Source organism: Microbulbifer regidiadema (SeqCode), assembly GCF_052466995.1.
Genome location: NZ_CP174297.1, coordinates 31,817 through 52,704 on the forward strand (window position 1 = coordinate 31,817; position 20,888 = coordinate 52,704).

Sequence of the window (20,888 nt, forward strand, 5' to 3'; positions counted from 1 at the left end):
CCCCCATTATTTAGATAGCAACTTACGTAATAGCTGTTTGGTTGGTTCTGCGGAATCTTTGTGGTAGCCTTCATTGAGACTTGGGATGCTCGCCAAGGTGATTGCAGCGGCTCCTTTTACTGTTTTCCAGCCTAGAACCCCTAAAAATGCCTGCGCTGTCGTAAAGGACACTCCCATGCTGGACAGCAAAGTTGCTCCACCTACAATAGTAAGTGCTTTCTTGGATTTTTCTCCAAACTTCACCCCGTGACGTAAAGAGTCGATGATTTTATCAACTTTTTCCTCTTTAGCTGTGTAGTTGAAGAAAACATTTATTGACATAGTAAGATCAGATGTACCTAAGTGTGAGCCACCGGTTAGTTGCGCTAAGCCTGGGGTAGAGTTGAGCCAGGATAAATCATTAGTATTTATACCAATCTTTCGACGTAAATTGTCAGCAGCGTAATGACTGGAAGTTGGATCGCTTAAAAATATTTTCTGTTTACCATTCACATTTATCTGCCGCAGTGCAAGTTGTTCCATAGCCTTGGTTAAAACTTTAGAGCCGCCTCGATGGCTAGTCCACTCAACATACAAGCCCTTGTCGTGCGCTTCCTTCATATGGCTGGCCAGTATTCTTGCAGCCTCCATATCCTCCATAGTTGCAGCTTGGCCTAAATTTTTTACACATCGCCAACCAGATTTAAGATTGTCACTTTGTGGAACATAAAACAGCGTATACCCCTTATGTTTTAGTTTTTCTAGAGCTACGTTGTCACCACGAGAGATATGGGATGGAAGAATAGTTATCGCGTGTTCTAAGTTTTTACTGTAACCATTGATGCCAATTTTTAGTGGATCATCCTTCTTACCTGTTACCTTTCTACGACTATTTAAAAATGTAATAGGTTTATCACTAGGCAGCCAGCTTCCTTTGTGCTTATTGCCATGCTCGTCTCGTTGCCACTCGGCCTCCCACATAGCTGCCCTACTTCCCTCCTCAGCAAAATTTTTAGTTATCCGAATATCAAGAATCACCACATCCGTTTGAGGGCCACCATAGTAATTGTTTGTTTCATATTCAATTTCAAAGCCTGCCCCCACAATACAGCGGCGGGTTGCGCTGCCATCCTTGAGGAAAGAGTTTACAGGTACCGCGCCTCCTCTTAAATGGTTTATCGCATTTATGATAGCGAGTGCATGGTAGCCTTGACTACTTGGTATCTGGCTCATTTCCTGAAAGCCTGCAAGTATCTGATGGAGCTGATTGTTTGCCATCACTGAGCGGCCAGAGCCAGAATTGCCAAAAGCTTTGAGTCCCATATTGCTGGCTAATGCCGGAATATTTTTCATGACTAACCACTGCTAATAAGTCTATACCCCAGAGACAAGCCTATAAGAGAATCAGGGGAGGGAATTGGCGGTTAATTTACCAGTAAGGTCGTATTCTGTACATTTATAGGTGTTAGGTTTTATTTAATTTGCCTTTAAGTGTTTTTGACTGGGAAGGCATACCTTTTATCCTTGAGGGGTTAAAAAATAATCCTGATTTAGTGTTTAAGGCGATGTCGAAAACACTAGAGATTTAAGGGGATCTATATTTTTATGGGAACTGTGATTTTTTTCTGCTAATTCGTAAAATTCTCTATATATTGGCTAGGATAAAGTCCACTTACGATACTTTTGTATCGTTTTATTCTTACTTTGAGTGCCAAATTGCGACTGGTTTAAAGGGCTGATTTGCAATAGTTGGTTGTGGCTCAATTCAGCAGGTTGTTATTTTCTTGCTGAAGGCACCGTATATCGTGTTGCGGAGAGGTAATCCTCTCAAGCTGGAATATTTTACATGGACTGTCTGGTCAGTGTGGGGGCGAGATATCCATATATTGATCATTGCTCAAAACTTTGTCTTGTAGATATAGGCAAGTATGGGTGCTGTGATTTTTTGGAACCATAGCGGCTGGCTGGAAAATAAAAGCGCTTTTTAATTAATGATAATCAGGTGGTTGGGTAGTTTATCTTTAATGATACTGGTGGGTATCGTCTCCCTGAGAACCCCCCCACACTGTTCAATACAAAGTAGTAGTGCTTCTCCGGCCTTTCCTCGTTTAATTTGCTGCACAAAATTTTCCACCACCCTTTGCCAGTGGTCATTGTTAATACGCTGGGCGATTCCTTTGTCGGTTAGTATTTCCACATAGTGCTCGGCTTCTGCGACAAATATCAGCAGCCCGAGTCTGCCTTTAGTGGTATGTAAGCCTTGTTCCAGAAACTGCCGGCGGGCCAGGTTGGCAGCTCGCCAGAATTTTATTTTTTTGGGTACCAGACGCATGGTGAGGGGGTGCCAGCGAAAGAGTACTGCGAGGGTAATAAATAAAACCCACAGAAGTGTCACTGCCTGTTGTAGATTGATCCAAAAGGGTAAAAGCTCAATCAGTGGTGCGGCTAGCAGGGTTAAGAAAGCAGCCCAAAGTGTTGAGATGGACAGGTAGTTATCTGCTTTGCGGGCGACCACGGCAATAACTTCGGCATCGGTGTGGGACTCGATTTCCTTGATAGCCTCTGCCACTTGGCGTTGATAGGTGTTGCTGAGCATTACCATCCTCCCGATGCGCCCCCTCCACCAAAGCCACCGCCACCGCCACTAAAACGGCCCGCGGGGTCGCCGCTGGATAAGCTTCCGCCAAAGCCTCCCGTACCGTAGTAACCGCCGTAGCGGCCCCGTTTAAAAAGGCGGCCTTGTATCGGTGACCCCAGTGCGGCGCTAATGAAGAGGTGCAACATGATAAGTAGAAGGAATAGACCTGCCAACAGGGCAACTCGCTGCTCCTCTCTGGTCTCTAGGGGTTCTGCAACATATTCGTTTTTAGTTGCGGCGATAATTGATTGAACCCCAGCATTGATGCCGCCACTGAAATCGCCACGGCGGAACTCTGGCAGTACTTTGCTGTAAATAATATTGGCGGCCAGTGCTTCGGTTAGCGCGCTCTCCAAGCCATATCCCACCTCGATACGGATCTTCCGATCATTGGGGGCGATCAGGAAGAGCACCCCATTATCTTTGCCTTTCTTGCCCAGCTTCCAGTTGTGAACCAGTTGCTGGGCATATTCCTCTATCGTAACGCCTTGCAGCTTAGGTACTGTGGCTACGACGAGTCGGTGACCACTGCGCCGTTCATACTGCTGGATCAGTTCGGTCAGCTGAAATCTTTCCTCGGCTTTTAGGCGTTGTGCCTGATCTACCACCCGTCCCGAGAGCATTGGGAGCTGTATATCTGCCCGGGCAGCCAGGGGGCTGAGCAGGGTGAGGAACAAGAGAGTGGTTAGGCTGAGGCGGTTCATTTTGGCGGCTATGGCATTTATCTATTAAGGGTTAACCTCGGGTGCCTCAATCGGTTTCTATGGCGGCATGTCCCGGTAGGACGGGGCTTGTCATATCCCTCCCGAAAAAGTGCGAATCGCGCGCTTGTAGCACTCTACAGGCTGGATATAATCCCGGCGCAACGCTGATACGCGCCAGTTGAGAGTACTGTGCGAGGAAGCTCTGTTTGGCTCTGAGGGCTGGGCAGTACTCCTCCGGCAGTAGCAGCCGGGATAGCGTGCGATTTTCCCATTCGTGTGAGGCGTAGGCTTTAACCTGCTCGCTATCGGTTGGGATATTATTGGCGCCGCAGTTACTAAGGGTAACGGCCAGTGGCTGTGCATCCTGGCAAAAGGGCCTGCCGCTGGGGGGCGCAGAGGTCATGCGGAATATCCTGATTCTCACGTGAACCCATCAAGAATAGTACGCCCAATTTCCGCTGTGGGAGAGGGCATCACCATGGAGCCAAAATGGCGCTAAAAGCGACAATTTTTAAAGCCAAAGTCCAAATATCTGATATGGACCGGGATTATTACGCCGAACACTCACTCACCCTGGCTCGGCATCCCTCGGAGACCGATGAGCGTATGATGGTGCGCCTACTGGCTTTTGCGCACAATGCGGCGGAGACGCTGGAGTTTACCCGGGGCCTGTCTTCTGACGAGGAAGCGGATCTCTGGCAGAAGAATCTGAGCGGTGAGATAGACCTTTGGATCGAAGTGGGGCTTCCCACCGAGGAGCGTATCCGCAAGGCTTGTAACCGCTCACAGCGGGTGATCGTATACAGTTACGGGCGCCGTGCGGCCCCCATCTGGTGGCAGAAGCAGGCCGACCAGCTGGAGCGCTTTGGCAACCTTAGCGTCTATTATTTGGCTGCCGATGCCACTGAGCAGCTGGCGGCTATGGCCGAGCGCAATATGGACCTGAGTGCCAGTATTCAGGACGGCCATATTTGGCTGGCCGATAGTGACAACAATGCGGAGATTACTCCGGAAATCTGGAAATAGGAGCAGACAACTTAATGCCTTCGTTTGACATTGTATCTGAAGTAGACAAGCACCAACTCACCAACGCTGTGGATCAGGTGAACCGCACTATTACCAATCGCTTCGACTTTAAAGGGGTAGATGCGGAAGTGGAGATGAACGAGTTCTCCCTGGTGATTCGCGCGGAAGTGGATATGCAGGTAGACCAGATGGTGGATATGCTGCGCGGTGCGTTGATTAAATGCGATATCGATCCCCTGGCGATGGAAGTGGGCGATAAAGAGCAATCTGGCAAGCAGGTTAAAGTGGGTGTAACCCTGAAAAATGGCCTCGACAAGGAACTGTCAAAAAAGATTGTTAAGCTGATTAAGGATGAAAAGCTCAAGGTGCAGGCTGCCATTCAGGGCGAGCAGGTGCGGGTTACCGGCAAGAAGCGCGACGACTTGCAGCAGGTGATGGCCATGCTTCGCGGCAAAGAGTTGGAGCAGCCGTTGCAGTTTAATAACTTCCGCGATTAATTGGTTTTACCGTGATCAAGCGTACTCTCTTTAGTGTTTTAGCCGTATTGGCAGCGCCGCTGGCAGTAGCCGCCGAAATTACACCGGCTAAATTGTTGGCCAGCTACTGGGTGGATAGCAGTGCCGGCCTGGATATTTCCGGTTTGAGCTTCTGTTCGGGGGAGCTGCTGGCAGTCTCCGATAAAAACTCTGAAGAGATTTATACGCTTGAATTTCGCGATGGCCATGCCGACCTGGCCCCATACTTGCGCCTGAATGGCCTCGGAGTACCGCAGCGGGATAAGCCTGCCAGTGCCTGGGAGGGCATCAAGGCGTTGTTCCGCTCGGCCGCAGACCTGGATTTTGAGGGGGTTAGCTGCGCTGACGGACGGGTTTATCTGGTGAGTGAGCACTACAATCGCATCGCTATTGTCGATAGCGGGGGAAGTGCGCGTTGGCAGGAACACAATTGGTCGGCGCTGGCCAAATCCCAGGGCTTTCTGCAAAAGACCAATGCCTCCAGTGAGGGGCTGGTAAAAGCCGGCGATACCTTCTGGGTGGCCATGGAGCGCGAGCCCCGGGGCTTGCTGCGACTCTCCGCCGGCGGCGCGGCCGACACACTCACATTGCCTCCGGTCGCCGGTCTGGATTTTGCTGGTCGCTCAGAGGATTTGGCTGGGTTGGATTACTACGATGGCGCTCTCTTTACCCTGGAGCGCAATGCCCACGCCGTATGCCGCCGAGCCCTGCCCAGTCTGCAAGCGGAGTGGTGCGTGGATTACCGCTTCCTTGAAGAGTCACCAGAGCGCGTCTATGAAGAAACCCGCTATGGCAAAGGTGAGGGGCTGGCTGTGGGGGAGCAGGGCATTTTTGTCGTGCTCGACAACAATAATGTCGGTCGCGCCCAGGCGCCTGATGACAAGCGAGCGTTACTGCTGCACCTGGCAATGCCAGAAAAAAGCGGCAGTGAGCACTAGCTGATCTTATTTGGCGCCGGACTTTTTAAGGTCGGCGCCCATTCCACTTCTCTGTCCACCTCCCCGACCTTTTAAAACGTTATCAGCCCCTAGCGCTAAGATTGTTCAGAGTGATTGGGCTAGCTTGCTATCTGGCGGCTATTGGTTCTGGTAGTTTGCCGGCAGTTCCCTGGGTGACAGTAGGGGCTGAATACAGTGAGCTTTCCGCGCTTAAAATGTTTTGGCGATAAATTGGAAGGGCCGTGATTAAGCGTTTTTTTTTAACGACTGTTGGTGCGCTGTTGTCATCCCTGGGGTTGGCGGCTGAAATAATCCCGGCAAAAAAAATAGCCCATTATTGGCTGAATGACAGTTCTGGATTGAGTATTTCCGGGCTGAGTTTTTGCGATGGCAAGCTGCTCACGGTTTCCGATAAGCGCTCCAGGGAAATCTACCAAATTGTGTTGGAAGGCAGGCGCGCAAAGCTGGAATTGTATATCAAACTTGCCGGGCTTAGGGTTCCGAAAAAAGATAGGCCGACTAATTTTTGGTATTTCCTGCTGGATCTGACCCGCCCGGCTGCGGCAATGGATTTTGAGGCGATCACCTGTGCGGATGATATTTTTTACTTGCTGAGCGAGCGCTATAACCGCATTGCTGAAGTCAATAGGCAGGGCAGGGGGCACTGGCTGGAAAATATGTGGTCTACCACGGCTAAAGCCCAGGGGTATATGCAGGGCTACAACCTTTCCGGCGTGGGCCTACAGAAAGTAGGCGATGATTTTTGGATGGCGATAGAGCGCGACCCCCGCGCCCTGGTGAAGCTTGGTCCCAAGGATAGTGTGCAGATTTTCACTCCGCCGCCGGTTACAGGGCTGAACTTTCGTGGAGAGTCGGAGAATATGGCGGGGCTCGCTTTTTACGATGGTGCTCTGTGGACCCTGGAGCCCAATGCTTATGCGGTTTGCCGCAGGGAGCTCCCCAGCCTGGAAGCCGATTGGTGTCTGGATTACTGGGAGCATGAGAACTCTTCAGAACTCGGCTATGAGGTGTCGCGGACCGGGGGGCGCGGCGATGGGTTGGCTGTAGGGGCGCAGGGGATTTTTGTCGTGTTTGATAATGATAATATCAGCCGTATTCACGACCCCCAGGATCGCCGTGCGCTCCTGTTACATTTGGCTTTCCCAGAGGATACCCCCTAGGTGATGGTTGAGAAGTTACCGGCGCTACTGGATGAGATACGCGCTTGCCGCCTCTGTGAGGATCAGCTTCCTCTGGGGGCAAATCCAGTCTTGCGCGCAACTGAGTCTGCGCGCCTGCTGATTGTCGGACAGGCGCCGGGCACCAAGGTTCACGCTAGCGGTATTCCCTGGAATGACCCCTCTGGAGACCGCCTCCGCACTTGGCTGGCAATCGACCGGGACACCTTCTACGACGAGTCCCGGATTGCCATTATTCCCATGGGTTTCTGCTACCCCGGGCGCGGCAAGGGCGGTGACTTGCCGCCGCGCCCCGAGTGTGCCGCGACTTGGCACCAGCGCCTGATGGCGCAGTTGCCCAACTTGCAACTGTCGCTATTGGTGGGACAATACGCCCAGCGCCATTATCTCCCGCACTGGTATGGCAGTATTACTGAGAATGTTCGCCACTACCGGGATGCTCTGCCAGCGGGATACTTTCCCCTACCGCACCCGAGCCCGCGCAATACTCTGTGGTTGCGTCGCAGGCCTTGGTTTGAGGAGGAGGTTGTGCCCGAGTTACAACACCATGTTAAAAAGATATTGAAGGTTTAAGAATGCCGGTTCCGGATAAAATTAAGATTCACCCCTCTTGGTACGATGTTTTGGCGGGGGAGTTCGACCAGCCCTATATGGCTCAGTTGCGCCAGTTCTTAAAGGGGGAGAAGGCGGCCGGTAAGGAGATCTACCCGCCCGGTGGCCAAATCTTCAATGCCTTTAATTCCACCCCTTTTGACCAAGTAAAAGTTGTCATTCTGGGGCAGGACCCCTACCACGGGGTAGGGCAGGCCCACGGTTTATGTTTTTCCGTGATGCCCGGGGTTCGTATTCCCCCGTCGCTGCAAAATATTTATAAAGAGCTGCACTCGGATATGGGCATACCCCCAGCGCACCACGGTTGCTTGCAACCCTGGGCAGAGCAGGGCGTTTTGCTGCTGAATGCCACTCTTACTGTAGAGGATAGTAAGGCCGGTGCCCATCAGGGGCGGGGCTGGGAGCAATTTACGGATGCAGCGATCCATAAGCTGGCGGAACAGCGTGAAGGACTGGTCTTTATTTTGTGGGGAAGCTATGCGCAGAAGAAAGGGGGCTTTATCGACCGCAATAAGCACCTGGTGCTGCGGGCTCCGCACCCCTCACCTCTATCTGCCCATCGCGGCTTCTTTGGAACCCGCCCCTTCTCCCAGGCCAATCAATGGTTGCAGCAGCACGGTGAAAAACCGATTGAATGGGCTTTACCTGAGGCGGGTCAACTGAAGCGGATCGCGGTAGAGCTTTAAGGGGCCTCTGAGCGATCCCGCAATACCGCTGTGGGTTTTGCAGGCTACAGAGATTAGCTGCACTCGTCGCGAATGCCGCAGTCCGTTGCAAGAGCTGCTTAAGACTGCGGATCTTACTTTTCTGTCCCGGGTATCTATCCATATCTAAAGCCAGCGCTCCACTGTTGCACGCAGGATCACTGGAGATCGCCGCAGTGGTGCTTTTGTTTGAGCTGCAAGTCACAGCCCTTGCAGCCTTTAACGCTAGAAAACTTGACGGGGGCTGGGCGTCTCTTTACGGGATTTAGTCTCAGCGAGCAGGGTGCTGTACTCCCGGCTCTGCGTCCAGATATTACCTTCAATACATTCCCCATAGCCTCGTTGCCCTGTCCCATCACCACCGATTCCATCCCCCCGTTTGCGTTGTCAGAGATGCTCAAATAGCGTAGCAACCATGTGTTGGCAATGCCTTTTTTACTTGGGCCGGAAGGTCGCTGTTAAGGGGTGGTACAGGAAGTGAGCGGATACTAGCTAAATTGATTGACTGTGTTTATATACAGTTATTTGTGGTTTGGCAAGGGTGGTGCTGTGGTGGGTTATGGGTATAAGAGGGGTTGCCTTAAGGTGTACCTTCTACCTCAATCTGTTTAAGGTTTTTCACTACTATTTTCGTGGGGTAATCTTGTCTGGTTGGAGGGTGGATGGATATTTAACTCTATAAATTAGCCTTATTTTGTTTTCTAAGTTGAGAAATTCTAATATTTTTGATTTTCAATGGCTAAAATTTTTACTGTGAAAATTTTAGCCGCAACGCTCATTTTTCCTTCAGTCCTGTAGGTGGTCCAATAAATTTGGGTAGGGTTTTATGGGGACTAGATTGAGCCTTAGATCACAAAGTTACTGTATATTTATACAGTTGGTACGCTTTGCTATCTTTTTTGCCTGCTTACCTATTTACTGGGGCTGCATTTTCTCCTACTCTCGCTTTTCCCATTTGTTGGGAGGGCGAAGCAGGAATGTTGTATTAGGGAGTAAATATGGAAGTTATAATCGACAGGGAAAGTTGCCTCTCTAGTCTTTCTGTTATTGCAAGGTTTCATCAGCTTGCGATCAACCCTGAAAAACTCCAGCGAGAGTTTTCACTGGAAAAACTGTCCGCTCACGAAGTTGTAAAGGCTGCTGCCTTTCTCGGCCTTAAGGCCAAAGAGCATGACTGCTCGCGTGAAAAATTAGAAAGTCTGCCATTACCTGCAATGCTGCTGGATGCTACTGGAACCTGCACGATTCTGGCGGGTGTTCGGGATGGTAAGGCGCTGTTGCAAAAAGCTGGGCAAAAAAGTCCGGTCATACTGCCGGTGGATGAGCTTCCTGCTGGTGAATCTGGGCTGTTGCCAGTTTTTTTATTCCGCAAGAAAGGGATTTTGTCATCTGTAGAGCGAAAGTTTGATATCTCGTGGTTTATACCATCAATTCTTAAATATAAGAAATTGTTGGGTCAGGTGTTGCTCGCCTCCTTCTTTATTCAGTTGTTTGCGCTGATAACCCCGTTATTTTTTCAGGTTGTTGTAGACAAGGTGCTTGTTCACCAGGGGTTGACCACTCTCGATGTGCTAGCGCTTGGTTTTTTGGTGGTCTGCGTATTTGATGTGATTTTAAATGGGTTGAGAACCTACCTATTTAGCCATACCTCTAACCGAATAGATGTGGTATTGGGTTCTCGCCTTTTTAGCCACCTACTGCGCCTGCCAATTGCTTACTTTCAGAACCGTCGAGTGGGGGATACTGTAGCCCGGGTGAGGGAACTGGACTCCATACGCCAGTTTATCACTGGATCGGCCTTGACGCTTTGTGTCGATCTATTTTTTACGCTGGTCTTCTTTGCCGTAATGTTTCTCTATAGTCCGACGCTGACGTGGATAGTATTGGGTTCTCTGCCGCTATATATATTGTTGTCAATCGTTATTACTCCAATTTTGAAGAGTCGATTGCATGAAAAATTTAAGCTGGGTGCAGAGAATCAATCTTTCCTTGTTGAGGCGTGCAACGGGGTAGAAACCTTAAAAAGTATGGCGGTTGAGCCGCAAATGCAGCGGCGCTGGGAAGAGCAGTTGGCCGGCTATGTCAATGCTTCATTTAGGGCTTTGAATCTGGGGAATATAGCCAGTCAGTGCGCCAGCTTAATTAATAAGTTAGTCACGGTAGCCGTTTTGTGGGTGGGTGCTCACCTGGTGATTTCCGGTGAGCTGAGCGTGGGCATGTTGATTGCTTTTAATATGATTGCAGGGCGGGTTAGTCAGCCCATTTTGAAGTTAGTGCAATTGTGGCAGGACTTCCAGCAGGCGGGTATCTCCATTAAGCGCCTGGGGGACATTCTTAACACTCCAACAGAGGCGGGGCATGATCCCAATCGAACCACTCTGCCGGCAATTCGAGGGGAGATCCGCTTTGAACATGTGAAGTTCCGCTATAGTCCCGAGCGCCCACTGGTTATTGATGGTATCCAGTTATCCATAAGGCCCGGGGAGATTGTAGGTATTGTCGGTAAATCCGGCTCAGGGAAAAGTACTTTAACCAAATTGGTTCAGCGCCTCTATGTGCCTGAAGCGGGTCGCGTTCTTGTGGATGGTGTTGATCTGGCGTTGGTGGACCCGGCATGGTTGAGGCAAAAAGTGGGGGTGGTATTGCAGGAGAGCTTTCTGCTCAATCGCACGGTTCGGGACAATATTGCCCTGGCAGACCCCGGCGCCCCCATGGAAAAAGTGGTGGCTGCCGCAAAGCAGGCGGGTGCTTACGATTTTATTCTTGAGTTGCCGGAAGGGTTCGATACGGTGGTAGGAGAGCAGGGCAGTTCCCTGTCCGGTGGTCAAAAGCAGAGAATCGCCATAGCACGGGCGCTGATGGCGGACCCGAGAATACTGATTTTTGATGAGGCCACCAGCGCTTTGGACTATGAATCAGAGGCTATAGTGCAGGCGAATATGCGCCAGATTTGCCGGGGTCGCACCGTGCTGATTATCGCTCACCGCCTATCCGCAGTAAGGGATGCAAATCGTATTGTTGTTATGGAGAAAGGAAGGATTGTAGAACAGGGCAGCCCCAAGCAGTTAATGCAGAAAAAAGGGCATTTCGCCCGCCTTAATGCTATGCAGTCTAATTTGCGGGAGGTGGTATGAAGCGTTTTCTATCCCTGTTGAATTTTAATCGCTGGATAAGCAAGCGTGATTCGGTGCTGGAGTTTGTACCGGCTGCACTGGAGGTGGAGCGATCGCCACCAAATCCATTGGGGCTGTGGCTTATTAACACCATTTGCCTATTTTTTACGATAGCCATTGTTTGGGCCATTTTTGGCAAGATTGATATCGTTGCAGTGGCGGAGGGCAGTCTAATTCCCGATGGAAAGGTGAAGACGGTTCAAGCAAAAGAGTTGTCGGTAGTCCGCGAGATTCATGTGGAGGAGGGGAGTCAGGTAGAGGCTGGAGATCCGCTAATCACACTGGATGCGACTAATGCAGCTGCGGACCAGGATAGGTTGGAGAGTGAATTAACGGTCTCCCGCGCGCGGCTGGTAAGGGAGCGGGTGTTCAGTGCACTTCTACCGGAGTTGCGCGAGGGGCGAGCGGGCACAATAGATGAGGCCTTGATTGCATTGGGAGCGCAGTTGGCAGTAGCGGGTGTAGAGGGGCAGTCTCGCTTTCAGCGAACGCTATTGCGGGGATACCTCTCCGATTACCTTGTCGAGGTGAAGTTAATCGATCAGAAGATCGCTTCGAAACAGCAAGAGCTCAGCATGTCCCGCGCTTTGGTAAGAAAGGCTGAAAAGAAGCTGCCCATTTTAACTGAGCGCACAGGCTCCCTGAAAAAATTGCTGGATCGGCAAATGGTAGCCCGGGATCGATACCTGGAGTTGGAGCAGCAGCGTATTGATGCAGAGGAGGAGTTGCTACTTGAGAGGGAAAGGATTGGTCAATATCAATCCCAGTTGGAAGAGCTCAACTTGCAAGCCTCTGTTTTGCTCAGTAACGCTCTTTACAAAAGTTACTCTCAGCAGGAGGAGTTGGAGCGCAATATCGCCGCACAAAACAAGGAGCTGGAAAAGGCCAGGCTGCGCAGTGAGCAGCAAGTAATTCGTGCGCCCATAGCGGGAACTGTACAGGAGCTTGCTGTCCATACAGAAGATGCGGTCCTGGAATCCGCGCAACCCCTGATGCAGATAGTGCCTGCGGGTAGCAACTTACAGGTTCAGGCATGGATATTAAATAAAGATATTGGTTTTGTGGAAGAGGGGCACCCGGTAACGGTGAAAGTGTCTACCTATAACTTTACCAAGTATGGCACTGTGTCTGGAGTTGTTACTAACCTTTCAAAAGATGCGGTCATGGATGAGGAGCAGGGTTATCGCTATCTTTGTGATATTGAATTGGATGCCCAGGAATTAAAGCAGTCTAATCAGGCGACTCTTTTATTGCGTGCGGGTATGCATGTTGTGGCTGAGGTGAAAACGGGTAAAAGAAATATTTATGAATATTTTACTAAGCCTGTGCGGGAGTCTCTATCTAGCAGTTTTTCGGAGCGCTGAGGTAAATATAATTCGGTCAGATTTTGGAGTTAGGGGGGTATTATCCCCTGGAATAAGGATGGTTGAATAAAGGGGGTGTATTTGAGTTGCGGCGTGAATTTGGCGGGGCTTTCCGGGATATCTATTATAAGCTTGTCAGCAACTTAAGTGTGTCCGGCAATTGAGGTTGCAGCTATAGCGTGATTGTAGGTCGGAATATCTATAAATATACCTTCTGGATTTGCAGAGGGTGTGTGCTCATAATTTAAGTTTTTGTTTCATTTGGTGTTCCGTTTTTCCAGTTTGGCTTGAATCGGATGTATAGATGAAAGCAGTCTATGCGGATTCTTTCTGTGTGCCCTTATGCGCTGTTACTTGGGGTTCTGGTAGATGGATTTATTGGGCCTTTAAACTTTATCGCCTTGCTTTGCTGGAAGAATTTTACTTGACTTTATTCGTTTGGGTGTTTGCAAGTGGTTGGGCGTATTAAGGTCGTTATATGAGTTTTGTGTGTGTTTTAAGGTGAGAGTGTAGCCATATAGTGCGGCATATCTTTCTTGATGTTATATCCCGTTTTCTTGTTTGGAGTCTGATTGGTCTGTTATCTGCAAGAGATATTATGGGTAAGGATTGGATTTTTTATGAGTGTAAAGAGGAGTAATTAAAGGCGAAAATTTAAAAGTTAACTAGTCAGAGAGTAAGGTAATTCAAAGGAATAATAGTTAGGTGTTTGATGTCAGCGTGTTACATCTAAACGTTGGGTGGGCCTTTCTTATTCCTTTTCGGGAATCTCTTTCTATTTATGTTTCGATAGCATGAGTAGGGAGTTTGGATTTTCCAAGATAGTTTTAATTATTAAGGAATGATAAAAATGATCGAAAATTCTTTTGCAAAGTCAGAACTTGAAGTAGAAGTTCACTCTACATTAGAAACAGATTCTGTGTCCGATCAAGGTAAGGATAGTTTGAATACGGTTATCCGTGATGACAGCGGCTCTACGCTTAGCGATGTTGATGATCAATCCAGTCAGTTAGCATTAACAGAGGCAGAAACAGCAGAAACCATTTCTGGATCGGAGGCTGATGACACTCTTAGCGGTGAGCAGGGGGATGATATTTTAGTGGGAAATGGAGGTAATGATACGCTGATTGGCCGGGAGGGCGCGGATACCCTTATTGGCGGTGAGGGAGATGATCGCTATGTTTACTACCCCGGCGATGGTCAAGATATTATCGATAACACCGGCGGCGGTGAAGAGTGGCTCTTCTTTAATGGTGGAATTGGGCGGGATCGCTTGAGTTTCCAGCGTGATGGCGATGATCTAGTGATTTTGGTTGATGAGGATTCCGAGCAGTCTGTTCGCGTAGTGAACCACTTCCTGGGCGGTGATTATGCAATTGATTATATCCAGCCCAATGGAGATGATCCCTCGAATCAGGAGTTCGCGCTCACCGAGAGTGAAATTAACCAGATTGTCGCTGCGGCTAGTAGCGACTTTGATGCGGTTATCGAAGGTACGTCAAGTGACGAGCAGCTGGCTGGTACATCAGGCAATGATCAAGTTAGTGGTCTAGAGGGCAATGACACCTTATTTGGTATGTCAGGCGACGATGAGATGCTCGGCGGAGAAGGTAACGATTTCCTCATAGGGGGAAATGGTATGAATAGTAACTCTGGCGATGACACGCTCTACGGCGAAGAGGGCAATGACATCCTATCCGGTGAGGATGGTAATGACCTGCTTGTTGGTGGTGTTGGAGATGACCAGTACTACTACGGCGCCAATGGTGGTGTGGATACTATCGATAACACGGGCGGTGGTACTGACTGGATCATACTCAACGATGGTATTTCCAGAGATCAGCTCAGCTTCCACCAGGAGGGTGACGATTTAGTTATCCTGGTTGACTCTGATTTGAATCAGCAAATTCGCGTGCTGAATCATTTTCAGGGGGGAGACCAAGCCATTAGTTACGTACAGCCAAATGATGGTGGCTACGCGATTGCGGCAACGGCGATTCCCGCTCTGCTGGAATCATTGCCCGGTACCGATAATGGGGGCGAGGAAGGCTCGGAAGGGGACTTTGATACGGTTGTAGAAGGTACAAATGCCGGTGAACAATTGGTGGGGACAGCGGGCAATGACCAGCTAAAAGGCCTTGCCGGCGATGATGTCTTGTTTGGTATGTCCGGTGATGATGAGCTGCTGGGCGGTGCGGATAATGATTATCTGAGCGGCGGAAATGGTAGCAATAGCGGCTCTGGCAATGACACCCTGTACGGTGAGGATGGTGATGACATCTTGTCTGGAGAGGATGGCGATGACTTGCTGATCGGTGGTCTGGGTAACGACCAATACTATTACGGTGCTAATGGTGGAGTGGATACCATCGACAATACCGGTGGCGGTACCGACTGGATTCTGCTCACGGATGGTATTACCAGGGAGCAGCTCAGTTTTCACCAGGATGGCAATGACCTGATTATTCTGGTCGACTCTGACTTGGAACAGCAGGTTCGGGTTCTGGGGCATTTTGAAGGCGGTGATAAAGCGATTAGCTATGTGCAGCCAGATGATGGCGATTACGCTATCGCGGCAGCGACAATTTCCAATTTGCTCGAGTCTCTGCCGGGTACAGATAACGGTGAAGAAACGGGTGAAGGTGAAGAGCCTGAAGAGGACTTCGACAGTGTCGTTGAGGGTACAAGCAGTGGTGAGCAGCTGGTTGGAACCTCTGGCAACGACCAGATAAAAGGCCTCGAAGGTGATGATACTCTGTTCGGTATGTCCGGTGATGATGAACTGCTCGGTGGCGCTGACAACGACTTCCTAATTGGAGGAAATGGCACCAACAGTGACTCCGGTAATGATGCACTTTACGGCGGAGACGGCAATGACATTCTATCCGGTGAGGACGGTAATGATTTGCTGGTCGGAGGCCTTGGCGATGATCACTACTATTACGGTGCAAATGGCGGTATCGATACCATTGATAATACTGGCGGCGGTACGGATTGGATTTTGCTCACCGATGGTATTGGCAGAGACCAGCTCAGCTTCCATCAGGATGGTGATGATCTCGTTATTCTTGTCGATGCGGATCTAAATCAGCAGCTGCGGGTTCAAGGGCACTTCTTGGGTGGAGATAATGCCATCAGTTATGTTCAGCCCAACGATGGTGGTTATGCAATACCCGCTGCAAATATTCCCGCCCTTCTTGAGGCGCTGCCAGCCTCGGATGCTGCCGCTAGCAGTGACTTGATGGCGAGCGCTTTGACTCAGGCGGCTGAGGAAGAGGACGTTGATAGCAGTTCCTATACCACTTCTGACGCAGCGCTACAGGTGGATATGGCAGATAGCCTGGTAAGTGCGATGGCGGCTTTCGGTGGGGAGCCTATGGGTGAATCCCAGTGCTTAAACAGCCCGCAGGAGGATATTGAGCCTGTGCTCGCTTGTAGTTTTCAGGTAGCTTAATCTATTGATAGGCGGCCCTAGTGGCCGCCTTTTTTATTCGCTAAAAATTTCTGTCTCTATTTTTATTTCTGCCAAGGGCGCATTGGTAACTGTGCCCTTGCCCCTATTTTTTATATCAATATGTGCGAACCGGCCTGGTTTTCTGTGGTGTAGGTTTTATGGCCCGATAAATATTTTTTGTGCTGTCACAGAAATAAAAAAGGCGACCGAAAAAGCCGCCTTTTTTATCAAAAATATTTTTTTGGCTAGGCCAGGGGGTCGGCATCGGCATCGTAGGGCAGTTCTTCGATCTCCAGGGTGCGGCCATCCTTTAGACGCAAGGTTTCACCGGCGGCCACCTTTGCAATAGTGAGTACGGCGAGCAGCTGGATGCCCTCCTCGCTGCGGCAGGCCTCCACTAAGTTGCCGATACTCTGCGCCCCATCTGCATAAATTTCCATACCCGGCTGGGGGAGGTCTCCCGCAGCACAGCTGGCCCGATAGAGGCGGCGCTTGGCGGCACCGCGAAATTGCATGCGGGCAATCACTTCCTGGCCGGTGTAGCAGCCTTTCTTAAAGCTGACGCCGCCGAGCAGGTGGAGGTTGGTCATCTGCGGAATAAACATTTCTGTTGTAGCGGCGTCCACCTGGGGAATGCCGGCTTCGATTTGCCGCACTTGCCAGTGGTCATAGCCGGTAGCCTCACACTCGGGGGCGAGTGTTTGCCACAGTTGCTGCGCCTTGCTGGACGGTATCAAAATGGCCAGTTGCAGCTCGTTTACAGACTGGAGCATGCCGCGCTCACCGTCGAAATCAAACGGTATTACCTCGCCGACAGAGGGGGGGTTAACGCCCAGTAGTGTGGCTGCGCGCTCTGCGACATTGTGCCCCTGTAGGCCGAGCCAGTGGGTTTCATCGCTAATATCGCGCAGTTCTGTTTTGAAGAACACCGCGTACTTGGCCAGCGCCTGTTGGGCGATAGGGGCCAGGTTTCTCGGCAACCGGAAGATGAACTCGCCCTGTGAAAGTTTCAGTGCGCTGAAGGCACTGATCATGCGGCCCTTGGGGTTACAGTGGGCGCCCAGGGTGCTGTGTCCATCCGGCAGGTTGATAAGGTCGCAGGTGAGCTGCCCCTGCAAAAATTTTTGGCTGTCGGGGCCGCTAATCGATATAGCTCCGCTGGGGCCCAGGTCCAGCAGGTGTAGACTCTGTGGGTCTTCGCGACTGGTGAGAGGGAAGTGCGCTCTACCGCCCTCCCAAATGGCGCCTTCATTGCCGAGAAAATCCTGCCACTGTTGCTGATCCATAATCCTGCCACCTGCAATTGTATTCGGGGCAATATTTGGGGTTCTTTGCGCCCTTTTCAAGTTTGGTGGGGCAGGGGGTATACTGCACTTTTAATCTGGTTGGAAAGAAGTATGGATCGCAACCGCCTGTTTTGGGCCAGCCGCCGTGGCATGTTGGAATTGGATCTGGTGTTGCTGCCGTTTCTGGATAATGTTTATGAGACCTTGGCGCCGGAGGATCAGCAGCGCTATATCCGCCTGCTGGACGAGCAGGATCAGGACCTGTTCGCCTGGTTTTTGCGCCGTGAAGATCCGGCTGATCCGGATTTGCAGCGCATAGTGCAGATTATTCGTGACAACACCGGACTCCAGGAATAGCCCAGCGCTATTGCTCTATGAGCGCAGCGCCCGCTTAAATTGCGCCGTTGCGCCCTCCTCTCTCTTGCTCCTGCTTCTTTTGTTGATCGCCGCTCTGGCGGTCCTGCTCATTTGGCTGTGCAACCTGCCACCGCCGTTATCTGTGCTGGCCAGTTTGCTCGTTGTGATTTACGCCTGGATAGAGTTGCGCCGGCTGAAAGCGGTGCGGGGGCATTTGTCGACCCGTGAGCGGAGGTGGTTTTGGCGCGCCGATGGCCTTGAGAACCGCGAATTCCACTTTGCTGGTGAGTTGGTGCTGTGGTCCTGGTTGATGGTGATTAACGCTCGGGACAGGGCGGGGCGCCGACTGCGTTTGGTGCTGGCCAGGGATATGTTGGCGCCGCAGGATTGGCGCAGGCTCCAGGTAGCGCTGCGCTATTCCCGCTAGCACTGCGGGGCCGCCGCAGTAGGCCGGCCCCACAATCCGCCGGTTAAATAAACTGGCGCTGGCCGGCAAAATTCTCTGGTACCAGAATGGTGTCCATCGCCAGTTCGCGCAGTTTCGGGTAGTCCAGGGAGTAGTGCAGCCCCCGGCTTTCGCGGCGGTCCAGGGCGGAGCGGATAATCAGCTCCGATACCAGGGAGAGGTTGCGCAGTTCGACCAGGTCATTACTGATACGGTAATTGGCGTAGAACTCGAGAATCTCTTTCTGCAACAATTTTACCCGGTGCTGGGCGCGCAAGAGCCGCTTGCGGGTGCGCACAATACCTACGTAGTCCCACATAAAGCGGCGCAGCTCGTCCCAGTTATGGGAGATCACCACATCCTCATCGGAATCGGTGACCCGCGACGCGTCCCAGGCTGGAGACGGGCGGGGCGCCTGTACTTCATTCAGGTGTTCATCGATATGCAGTGCCGCCGAGCGCGCGTAGACCAGGCATTCCAGCAGGGAATTGCTGGCGAGGCGGTTGGCGCCGTGCAGGCCGGTAAAGGTGGTTTCGCCGATTGCGTAGAGCTGGTCCAGATCCGTGCGCCCGTGGCGGTCGACCATAATACCGCCGCAGGTGTAGTGGGCGGCGGGCACCACTGGAATGGGCTCACGGGTAATATCAATACCGTAGCGGAGGCAGTTGCTGTAGACCGTGGGAAAGTGATCGCGCACAAACTGCGGGTCTTTGTGGGAGATGTCCAGGTAGAGACAGTCCGCACCCAGCCGCTTCATCTCGTGGTCGATAGCGCGGGCGACGATATCCCGCGGTGCCAACTCCCCCCGCTTGTCGAAGCGATCCATAAAGCGGCTGCCGTCGGGAAGCTTGAGCAGGGCGCCTTCACCGCGCAGCGCCTCGGTCACCAGCAGGGCTTTGGCCTTGGGGTGGTAGAGGCAGGTGGGGTGAAACTGGTTGAACTCCATATTGGCCACCCGGCAACCGGCGCGCCAGGCCATGGCGATGCCATCGCCGCTGGCGCCGTCGGGGTTGCTGGTATAGAGGTAGGCCTTACTGGCACCGCCGGTGGCCAGGACGACGGCCTTGGCCTGGAGCAGTTCAACCTCATCGGTATTTTTGTTGAGTATATAAGCGCCGGCACAGCGGAAGCGGCCCTTGTCCGGGTCCGGCTGGCGGATCAGGTCGATGGCGACATGGTGTTCGAAGCAGTCGATATTGGGGCTGTTCAACACCTTGCTGATCAGGGTGCTGTGCACTGCGCGGCCGGTGGCGTCGGCGCTGTGAATAATGCGCCGGTGGCTGTGTCCACCCTCTTTGGTGAGGTGGTAGCCCTGTTCCTCGCGGGTGAAGTCTACTCCCTGGTCGATCAGCCAGCGGATTGCGGCGGTGCTCTCCTCTACGGTGAAGCGCACTGAAGCGGGGTGGCAGAGTCCTGCACCCGCGTCTAATGTGTCTGCAATATGCGACTCAACCGAATCCATCTCATCCAGCACTGCGGCGATGCCTCCCTGGGCGAACCAGGTGGAGCCATCTTGCAGTCTCTGCTTGGAGAGCAGGGCCACGCGGTACTGGGAGGCTAGGTGCAGAGCCAGTGTAAGGCCTGCGGCACCGCTTCCAATCACGAGAACGTCGTAGTTTGCCTGGGCATTCATAGATTTCAATTATGTTTAAGGGTCGCGTAGTATAGCGCTTCCTGATTATTCGTCGATTTGACGTGGAACTTATGTCCTATTGTCATTGTCATCAACACAGTAAAAGAAACGCCTGCGCCGGTAGCCCCGCAGTTAAAATTTGTGGCACCCGCAGTGTGGCTGGATATGGGAGTTGTGGATGACAGCGCATCAGGCGTCAACGAGTGACCGCGAGCTGGTCGAGCGGGTACAAAAAGGGGACAAGCGCGCGTTTGACCTTCTTGTACTCAAGTACCAGCACAAAATTGTTGCTGTAGTGAGTCGGTTCATCAAGGACCACAGTGAAGTACAGGATGTAACCCAAGAGGCCTTTATCAAGGCCTATCGCGCTCTGGCCAACTTTCGTGGCGAGAGTGCTTTTTATACTTGGATGTATCGGATTGCGATCAATACCGCTAAGAACCACCTGGTTTCCCGCAGTCGTCGGCCGCCATCTTCCGATGTCGAACTGGAAGATGCCGAGTTTTACTCGGGTGCCGACCTGCTGCGCGATAACGAGACACCTGAGAGCCAGATGTTTCGCGATCAGCTGGAGGCGGCGGTGCACCGCGCTATCCGCGCACTGCCTGAGGATCTGCGCTCAGCGGTAACGCTGAGGGAGCTTGAGGGACTGAGCTACGAGGAAATCGCCGAGGTTATGGGATGCCCGGTGGGTACCGTGCGCTCTAGAATATTTCGCGCACGGGAGGCGATAGACCGGACGGTCCAGGCCGTGATGGCCGGCGAGCCGGAAACACTGGGTGACAGGGGGTAAATTTGCGGAAAATTTTCCCGGTCGGGGAAACCAACCGCTCAGACTCCGGTCATAACAGTTAACCAAAT

General features: G+C 51.7%; 18 protein-coding genes. 12 read left to right on the forward strand and 6 right to left on the reverse strand.

Features of this window, described 5'->3' with window-relative positions; translation table 11 throughout:
• Positions 1-6: 6 nt before the first annotated feature.
• The 4 genes from ACJJIK_RS00145 to ACJJIK_RS00160 all read right to left on the reverse strand — a co-directional run bounded on the left by ACJJIK_RS00145 (position 7) and on the right by ACJJIK_RS00160 (position 3,724).
• Positions 7-1,332 (reverse strand): hypothetical protein, encoded by a 1,326-nt coding sequence (locus tag ACJJIK_RS00145; RefSeq protein WP_444943846.1) that lies wholly within the window; start codon positions 1,330-1,332, stop codon positions 7-9.
• A gap of 631 nt (positions 1,333-1,963) precedes the next feature.
• Positions 1,964-2,575, reverse strand: coding sequence for a TPM domain-containing protein (locus tag ACJJIK_RS00150; RefSeq protein ID WP_444943847.1), 612 nt, complete (start codon positions 2,573-2,575; stop codon positions 1,964-1,966).
• Positions 2,575-3,321 carry a TPM domain-containing protein gene (locus ACJJIK_RS00155; protein WP_444943848.1) on the reverse strand — a complete coding sequence of 249 codons (747 nt, stop codon included), beginning with the start codon at positions 3,319-3,321 and terminating at the stop codon, positions 2,575-2,577. The genes ACJJIK_RS00150 and ACJJIK_RS00155 overlap by 1 nt, the downstream gene beginning before the upstream one ends.
• A 46-nt stretch (positions 3,322-3,367) precedes the next feature.
• On the reverse strand, positions 3,368-3,724 hold the full coding sequence (locus tag ACJJIK_RS00160; protein ID WP_444931776.1) for a hypothetical protein: 357 nt from the start codon (positions 3,722-3,724) through the stop codon (positions 3,368-3,370).
• An 86-nt stretch (positions 3,725-3,810) separates the two neighbouring features.
• On the opposite strand from ACJJIK_RS00160, the gene ACJJIK_RS00165 reads away from it, so the two are divergent.
• The 9 genes from ACJJIK_RS00165 (at position 3,811) to ACJJIK_RS00205 (ending at position 16,306) form a co-directional block, all read left to right on the forward strand.
• Positions 3,811-4,347 carry a YaeQ family protein gene (locus ACJJIK_RS00165; protein WP_444931775.1) on the forward strand — a complete coding sequence of 179 codons (537 nt, stop codon included), beginning with the start codon at positions 3,811-3,813 and terminating at the stop codon, positions 4,345-4,347.
• A gap of 14 nt (positions 4,348-4,361) precedes the next feature.
• Positions 4,362-4,844, forward strand: coding sequence for a YajQ family cyclic di-GMP-binding protein (locus ACJJIK_RS00170; protein WP_444931774.1), 483 nt, complete (start codon positions 4,362-4,364; stop codon positions 4,842-4,844).
• 11 nt (positions 4,845-4,855) lie between these two features.
• On the forward strand, positions 4,856-5,800 hold the full coding sequence (locus ACJJIK_RS00175; RefSeq protein ID WP_444943849.1) for an esterase-like activity of phytase family protein: 945 nt from the start codon (positions 4,856-4,858) through the stop codon (positions 5,798-5,800).
• Between the two features lie 242 nt (positions 5,801-6,042).
• On the forward strand, positions 6,043-6,981 hold the full coding sequence (locus ACJJIK_RS00180) for a hypothetical protein (RefSeq protein ID WP_444943850.1): 939 nt from the start codon (positions 6,043-6,045) through the stop codon (positions 6,979-6,981).
• A 3-nt stretch (positions 6,982-6,984) separates the two neighbouring features.
• Positions 6,985-7,572 carry a uracil-DNA glycosylase family protein gene (locus ACJJIK_RS00185; RefSeq protein ID WP_444943851.1) on the forward strand — a complete coding sequence of 196 codons (588 nt, stop codon included), beginning with the start codon at positions 6,985-6,987 and terminating at the stop codon, positions 7,570-7,572.
• A 2-nt stretch (positions 7,573-7,574) separates the two neighbouring features.
• Positions 7,575-8,297, forward strand: coding sequence for a uracil-DNA glycosylase (gene ung / locus ACJJIK_RS00190; RefSeq protein WP_444943852.1), 723 nt, complete (start codon positions 7,575-7,577; stop codon positions 8,295-8,297).
• Between the two features lie 1,016 nt (positions 8,298-9,313).
• Positions 9,314-11,449 carry a type I secretion system permease/ATPase gene (locus ACJJIK_RS00195; RefSeq protein WP_444943853.1) on the forward strand — a complete coding sequence of 712 codons (2,136 nt, stop codon included), beginning with the start codon at positions 9,314-9,316 and terminating at the stop codon, positions 11,447-11,449.
• Positions 11,446-12,852 carry an HlyD family type I secretion periplasmic adaptor subunit gene (locus tag ACJJIK_RS00200; RefSeq protein WP_444943854.1) on the forward strand — a complete coding sequence of 469 codons (1,407 nt, stop codon included), beginning with the start codon at positions 11,446-11,448 and terminating at the stop codon, positions 12,850-12,852. The genes ACJJIK_RS00195 and ACJJIK_RS00200 overlap by 4 nt, the downstream gene beginning before the upstream one ends.
• An 850-nt stretch (positions 12,853-13,702) precedes the next feature.
• Positions 13,703-16,306, forward strand: a complete 2,604-nt coding sequence (locus ACJJIK_RS00205) for a calcium-binding protein (protein ID WP_444943855.1) — start codon at positions 13,703-13,705, stop codon at positions 16,304-16,306.
• 245 nt (positions 16,307-16,551) lie between these two features.
• Here the strand turns inward: ACJJIK_RS00205 and ygfZ are convergent, their stop codons facing one another.
• The gene (gene ygfZ, locus ACJJIK_RS00210; protein ID WP_444943856.1) at positions 16,552-17,592 is read right to left on the reverse strand and encodes a CAF17-like 4Fe-4S cluster assembly/insertion protein YgfZ; all 1,041 of its coding nucleotides are present in this window, start codon (positions 17,590-17,592) and stop codon (positions 16,552-16,554) included.
• A 111-nt stretch (positions 17,593-17,703) separates the two neighbouring features.
• Here ygfZ and ACJJIK_RS00215 point away from each other — a divergent pair, with 111 nt between their 5' ends.
• Positions 17,704-17,949, forward strand: a complete 246-nt coding sequence (locus ACJJIK_RS00215; RefSeq protein ID WP_444931765.1) for an FAD assembly factor SdhE — start codon at positions 17,704-17,706, stop codon at positions 17,947-17,949.
• A complete protein-coding gene (locus tag ACJJIK_RS00220) occupies positions 17,924-18,376 on the forward strand; it encodes a protein YgfX (RefSeq protein ID WP_444943857.1) in 453 nt (150 codons plus the stop codon). The genes ACJJIK_RS00215 and ACJJIK_RS00220 overlap by 26 nt, the downstream gene beginning before the upstream one ends.
• 43 nt (positions 18,377-18,419) lie before the next feature.
• On the opposite strand, the gene nadB is transcribed toward ACJJIK_RS00220, so the two are convergent.
• Complete coding sequence (gene nadB / locus ACJJIK_RS00225; protein WP_444932330.1) at positions 18,420-20,027, reverse strand: L-aspartate oxidase; 1,608 nt, start codon at positions 20,025-20,027, stop codon at positions 18,420-18,422.
• 178 nt (positions 20,028-20,205) lie between these two features.
• Here nadB and rpoE point away from each other — a divergent pair, with 178 nt between their 5' ends.
• Positions 20,206-20,820, forward strand: a complete 615-nt coding sequence (rpoE, locus tag ACJJIK_RS00230) for an RNA polymerase sigma factor RpoE (protein ID WP_282931954.1) — start codon at positions 20,206-20,208, stop codon at positions 20,818-20,820.
• Positions 20,821-20,888 lie beyond the last annotated feature (68 nt).

What these genes read in the sequence shown, in the direction of transcription:
- ACJJIK_RS00155 (WP_444943848.1), bottom strand. Translation starts at nt 3,321, where the DNA reads ATGAACCGCCTCAGCCTAACCACTCTCTTGTTCCTCACCCTGCTCAGC.
- ACJJIK_RS00215 (WP_444931765.1), top strand. Translation starts at nt 17,704, where the DNA reads ATGGATCGCAACCGCCTGTTTTGGGCCAGCCGCCGTGGCATGTTGGAA.
- rpoE (WP_282931954.1), top strand. Translation starts at nt 20,206, where the DNA reads ATGACAGCGCATCAGGCGTCAACGAGTGACCGCGAGCTGGTCGAGCGG.
- ygfZ (WP_444943856.1), bottom strand. Translation starts at nt 17,592, where the DNA reads ATGGATCAGCAACAGTGGCAGGATTTTCTCGGCAATGAAGGCGCCATT.
- ACJJIK_RS00160 (WP_444931776.1), bottom strand. Translation starts at nt 3,724, where the DNA reads ATGACCTCTGCGCCCCCCAGCGGCAGGCCCTTTTGCCAGGATGCACAG.
- ACJJIK_RS00205 (WP_444943855.1), top strand. Translation starts at nt 13,703, where the DNA reads ATGATCGAAAATTCTTTTGCAAAGTCAGAACTTGAAGTAGAAGTTCAC.
- ACJJIK_RS00145 (WP_444943846.1), bottom strand. Translation starts at nt 1,332, where the DNA reads ATGAAAAATATTCCGGCATTAGCCAGCAATATGGGACTCAAAGCTTTT.
- nadB (WP_444932330.1), bottom strand. Translation starts at nt 20,027, where the DNA reads ATGAATGCCCAGGCAAACTACGACGTTCTCGTGATTGGAAGCGGTGCC.
- ACJJIK_RS00185 (WP_444943851.1), top strand. Translation starts at nt 6,985, where the DNA reads ATGGTTGAGAAGTTACCGGCGCTACTGGATGAGATACGCGCTTGCCGC.
- ACJJIK_RS00170 (WP_444931774.1), top strand. Translation starts at nt 4,362, where the DNA reads ATGCCTTCGTTTGACATTGTATCTGAAGTAGACAAGCACCAACTCACC.
- ACJJIK_RS00200 (WP_444943854.1), top strand. Translation starts at nt 11,446, where the DNA reads ATGAAGCGTTTTCTATCCCTGTTGAATTTTAATCGCTGGATAAGCAAG.
- ACJJIK_RS00150 (WP_444943847.1), bottom strand. Translation starts at nt 2,575, where the DNA reads ATGCTCAGCAACACCTATCAACGCCAAGTGGCAGAGGCTATCAAGGAA.
- ACJJIK_RS00195 (WP_444943853.1), top strand. Translation starts at nt 9,314, where the DNA reads ATGGAAGTTATAATCGACAGGGAAAGTTGCCTCTCTAGTCTTTCTGTT.
- ung (WP_444943852.1), top strand. Translation starts at nt 7,575, where the DNA reads ATGCCGGTTCCGGATAAAATTAAGATTCACCCCTCTTGGTACGATGTT.
- ACJJIK_RS00165 (WP_444931775.1), top strand. Translation starts at nt 3,811, where the DNA reads ATGGCGCTAAAAGCGACAATTTTTAAAGCCAAAGTCCAAATATCTGAT.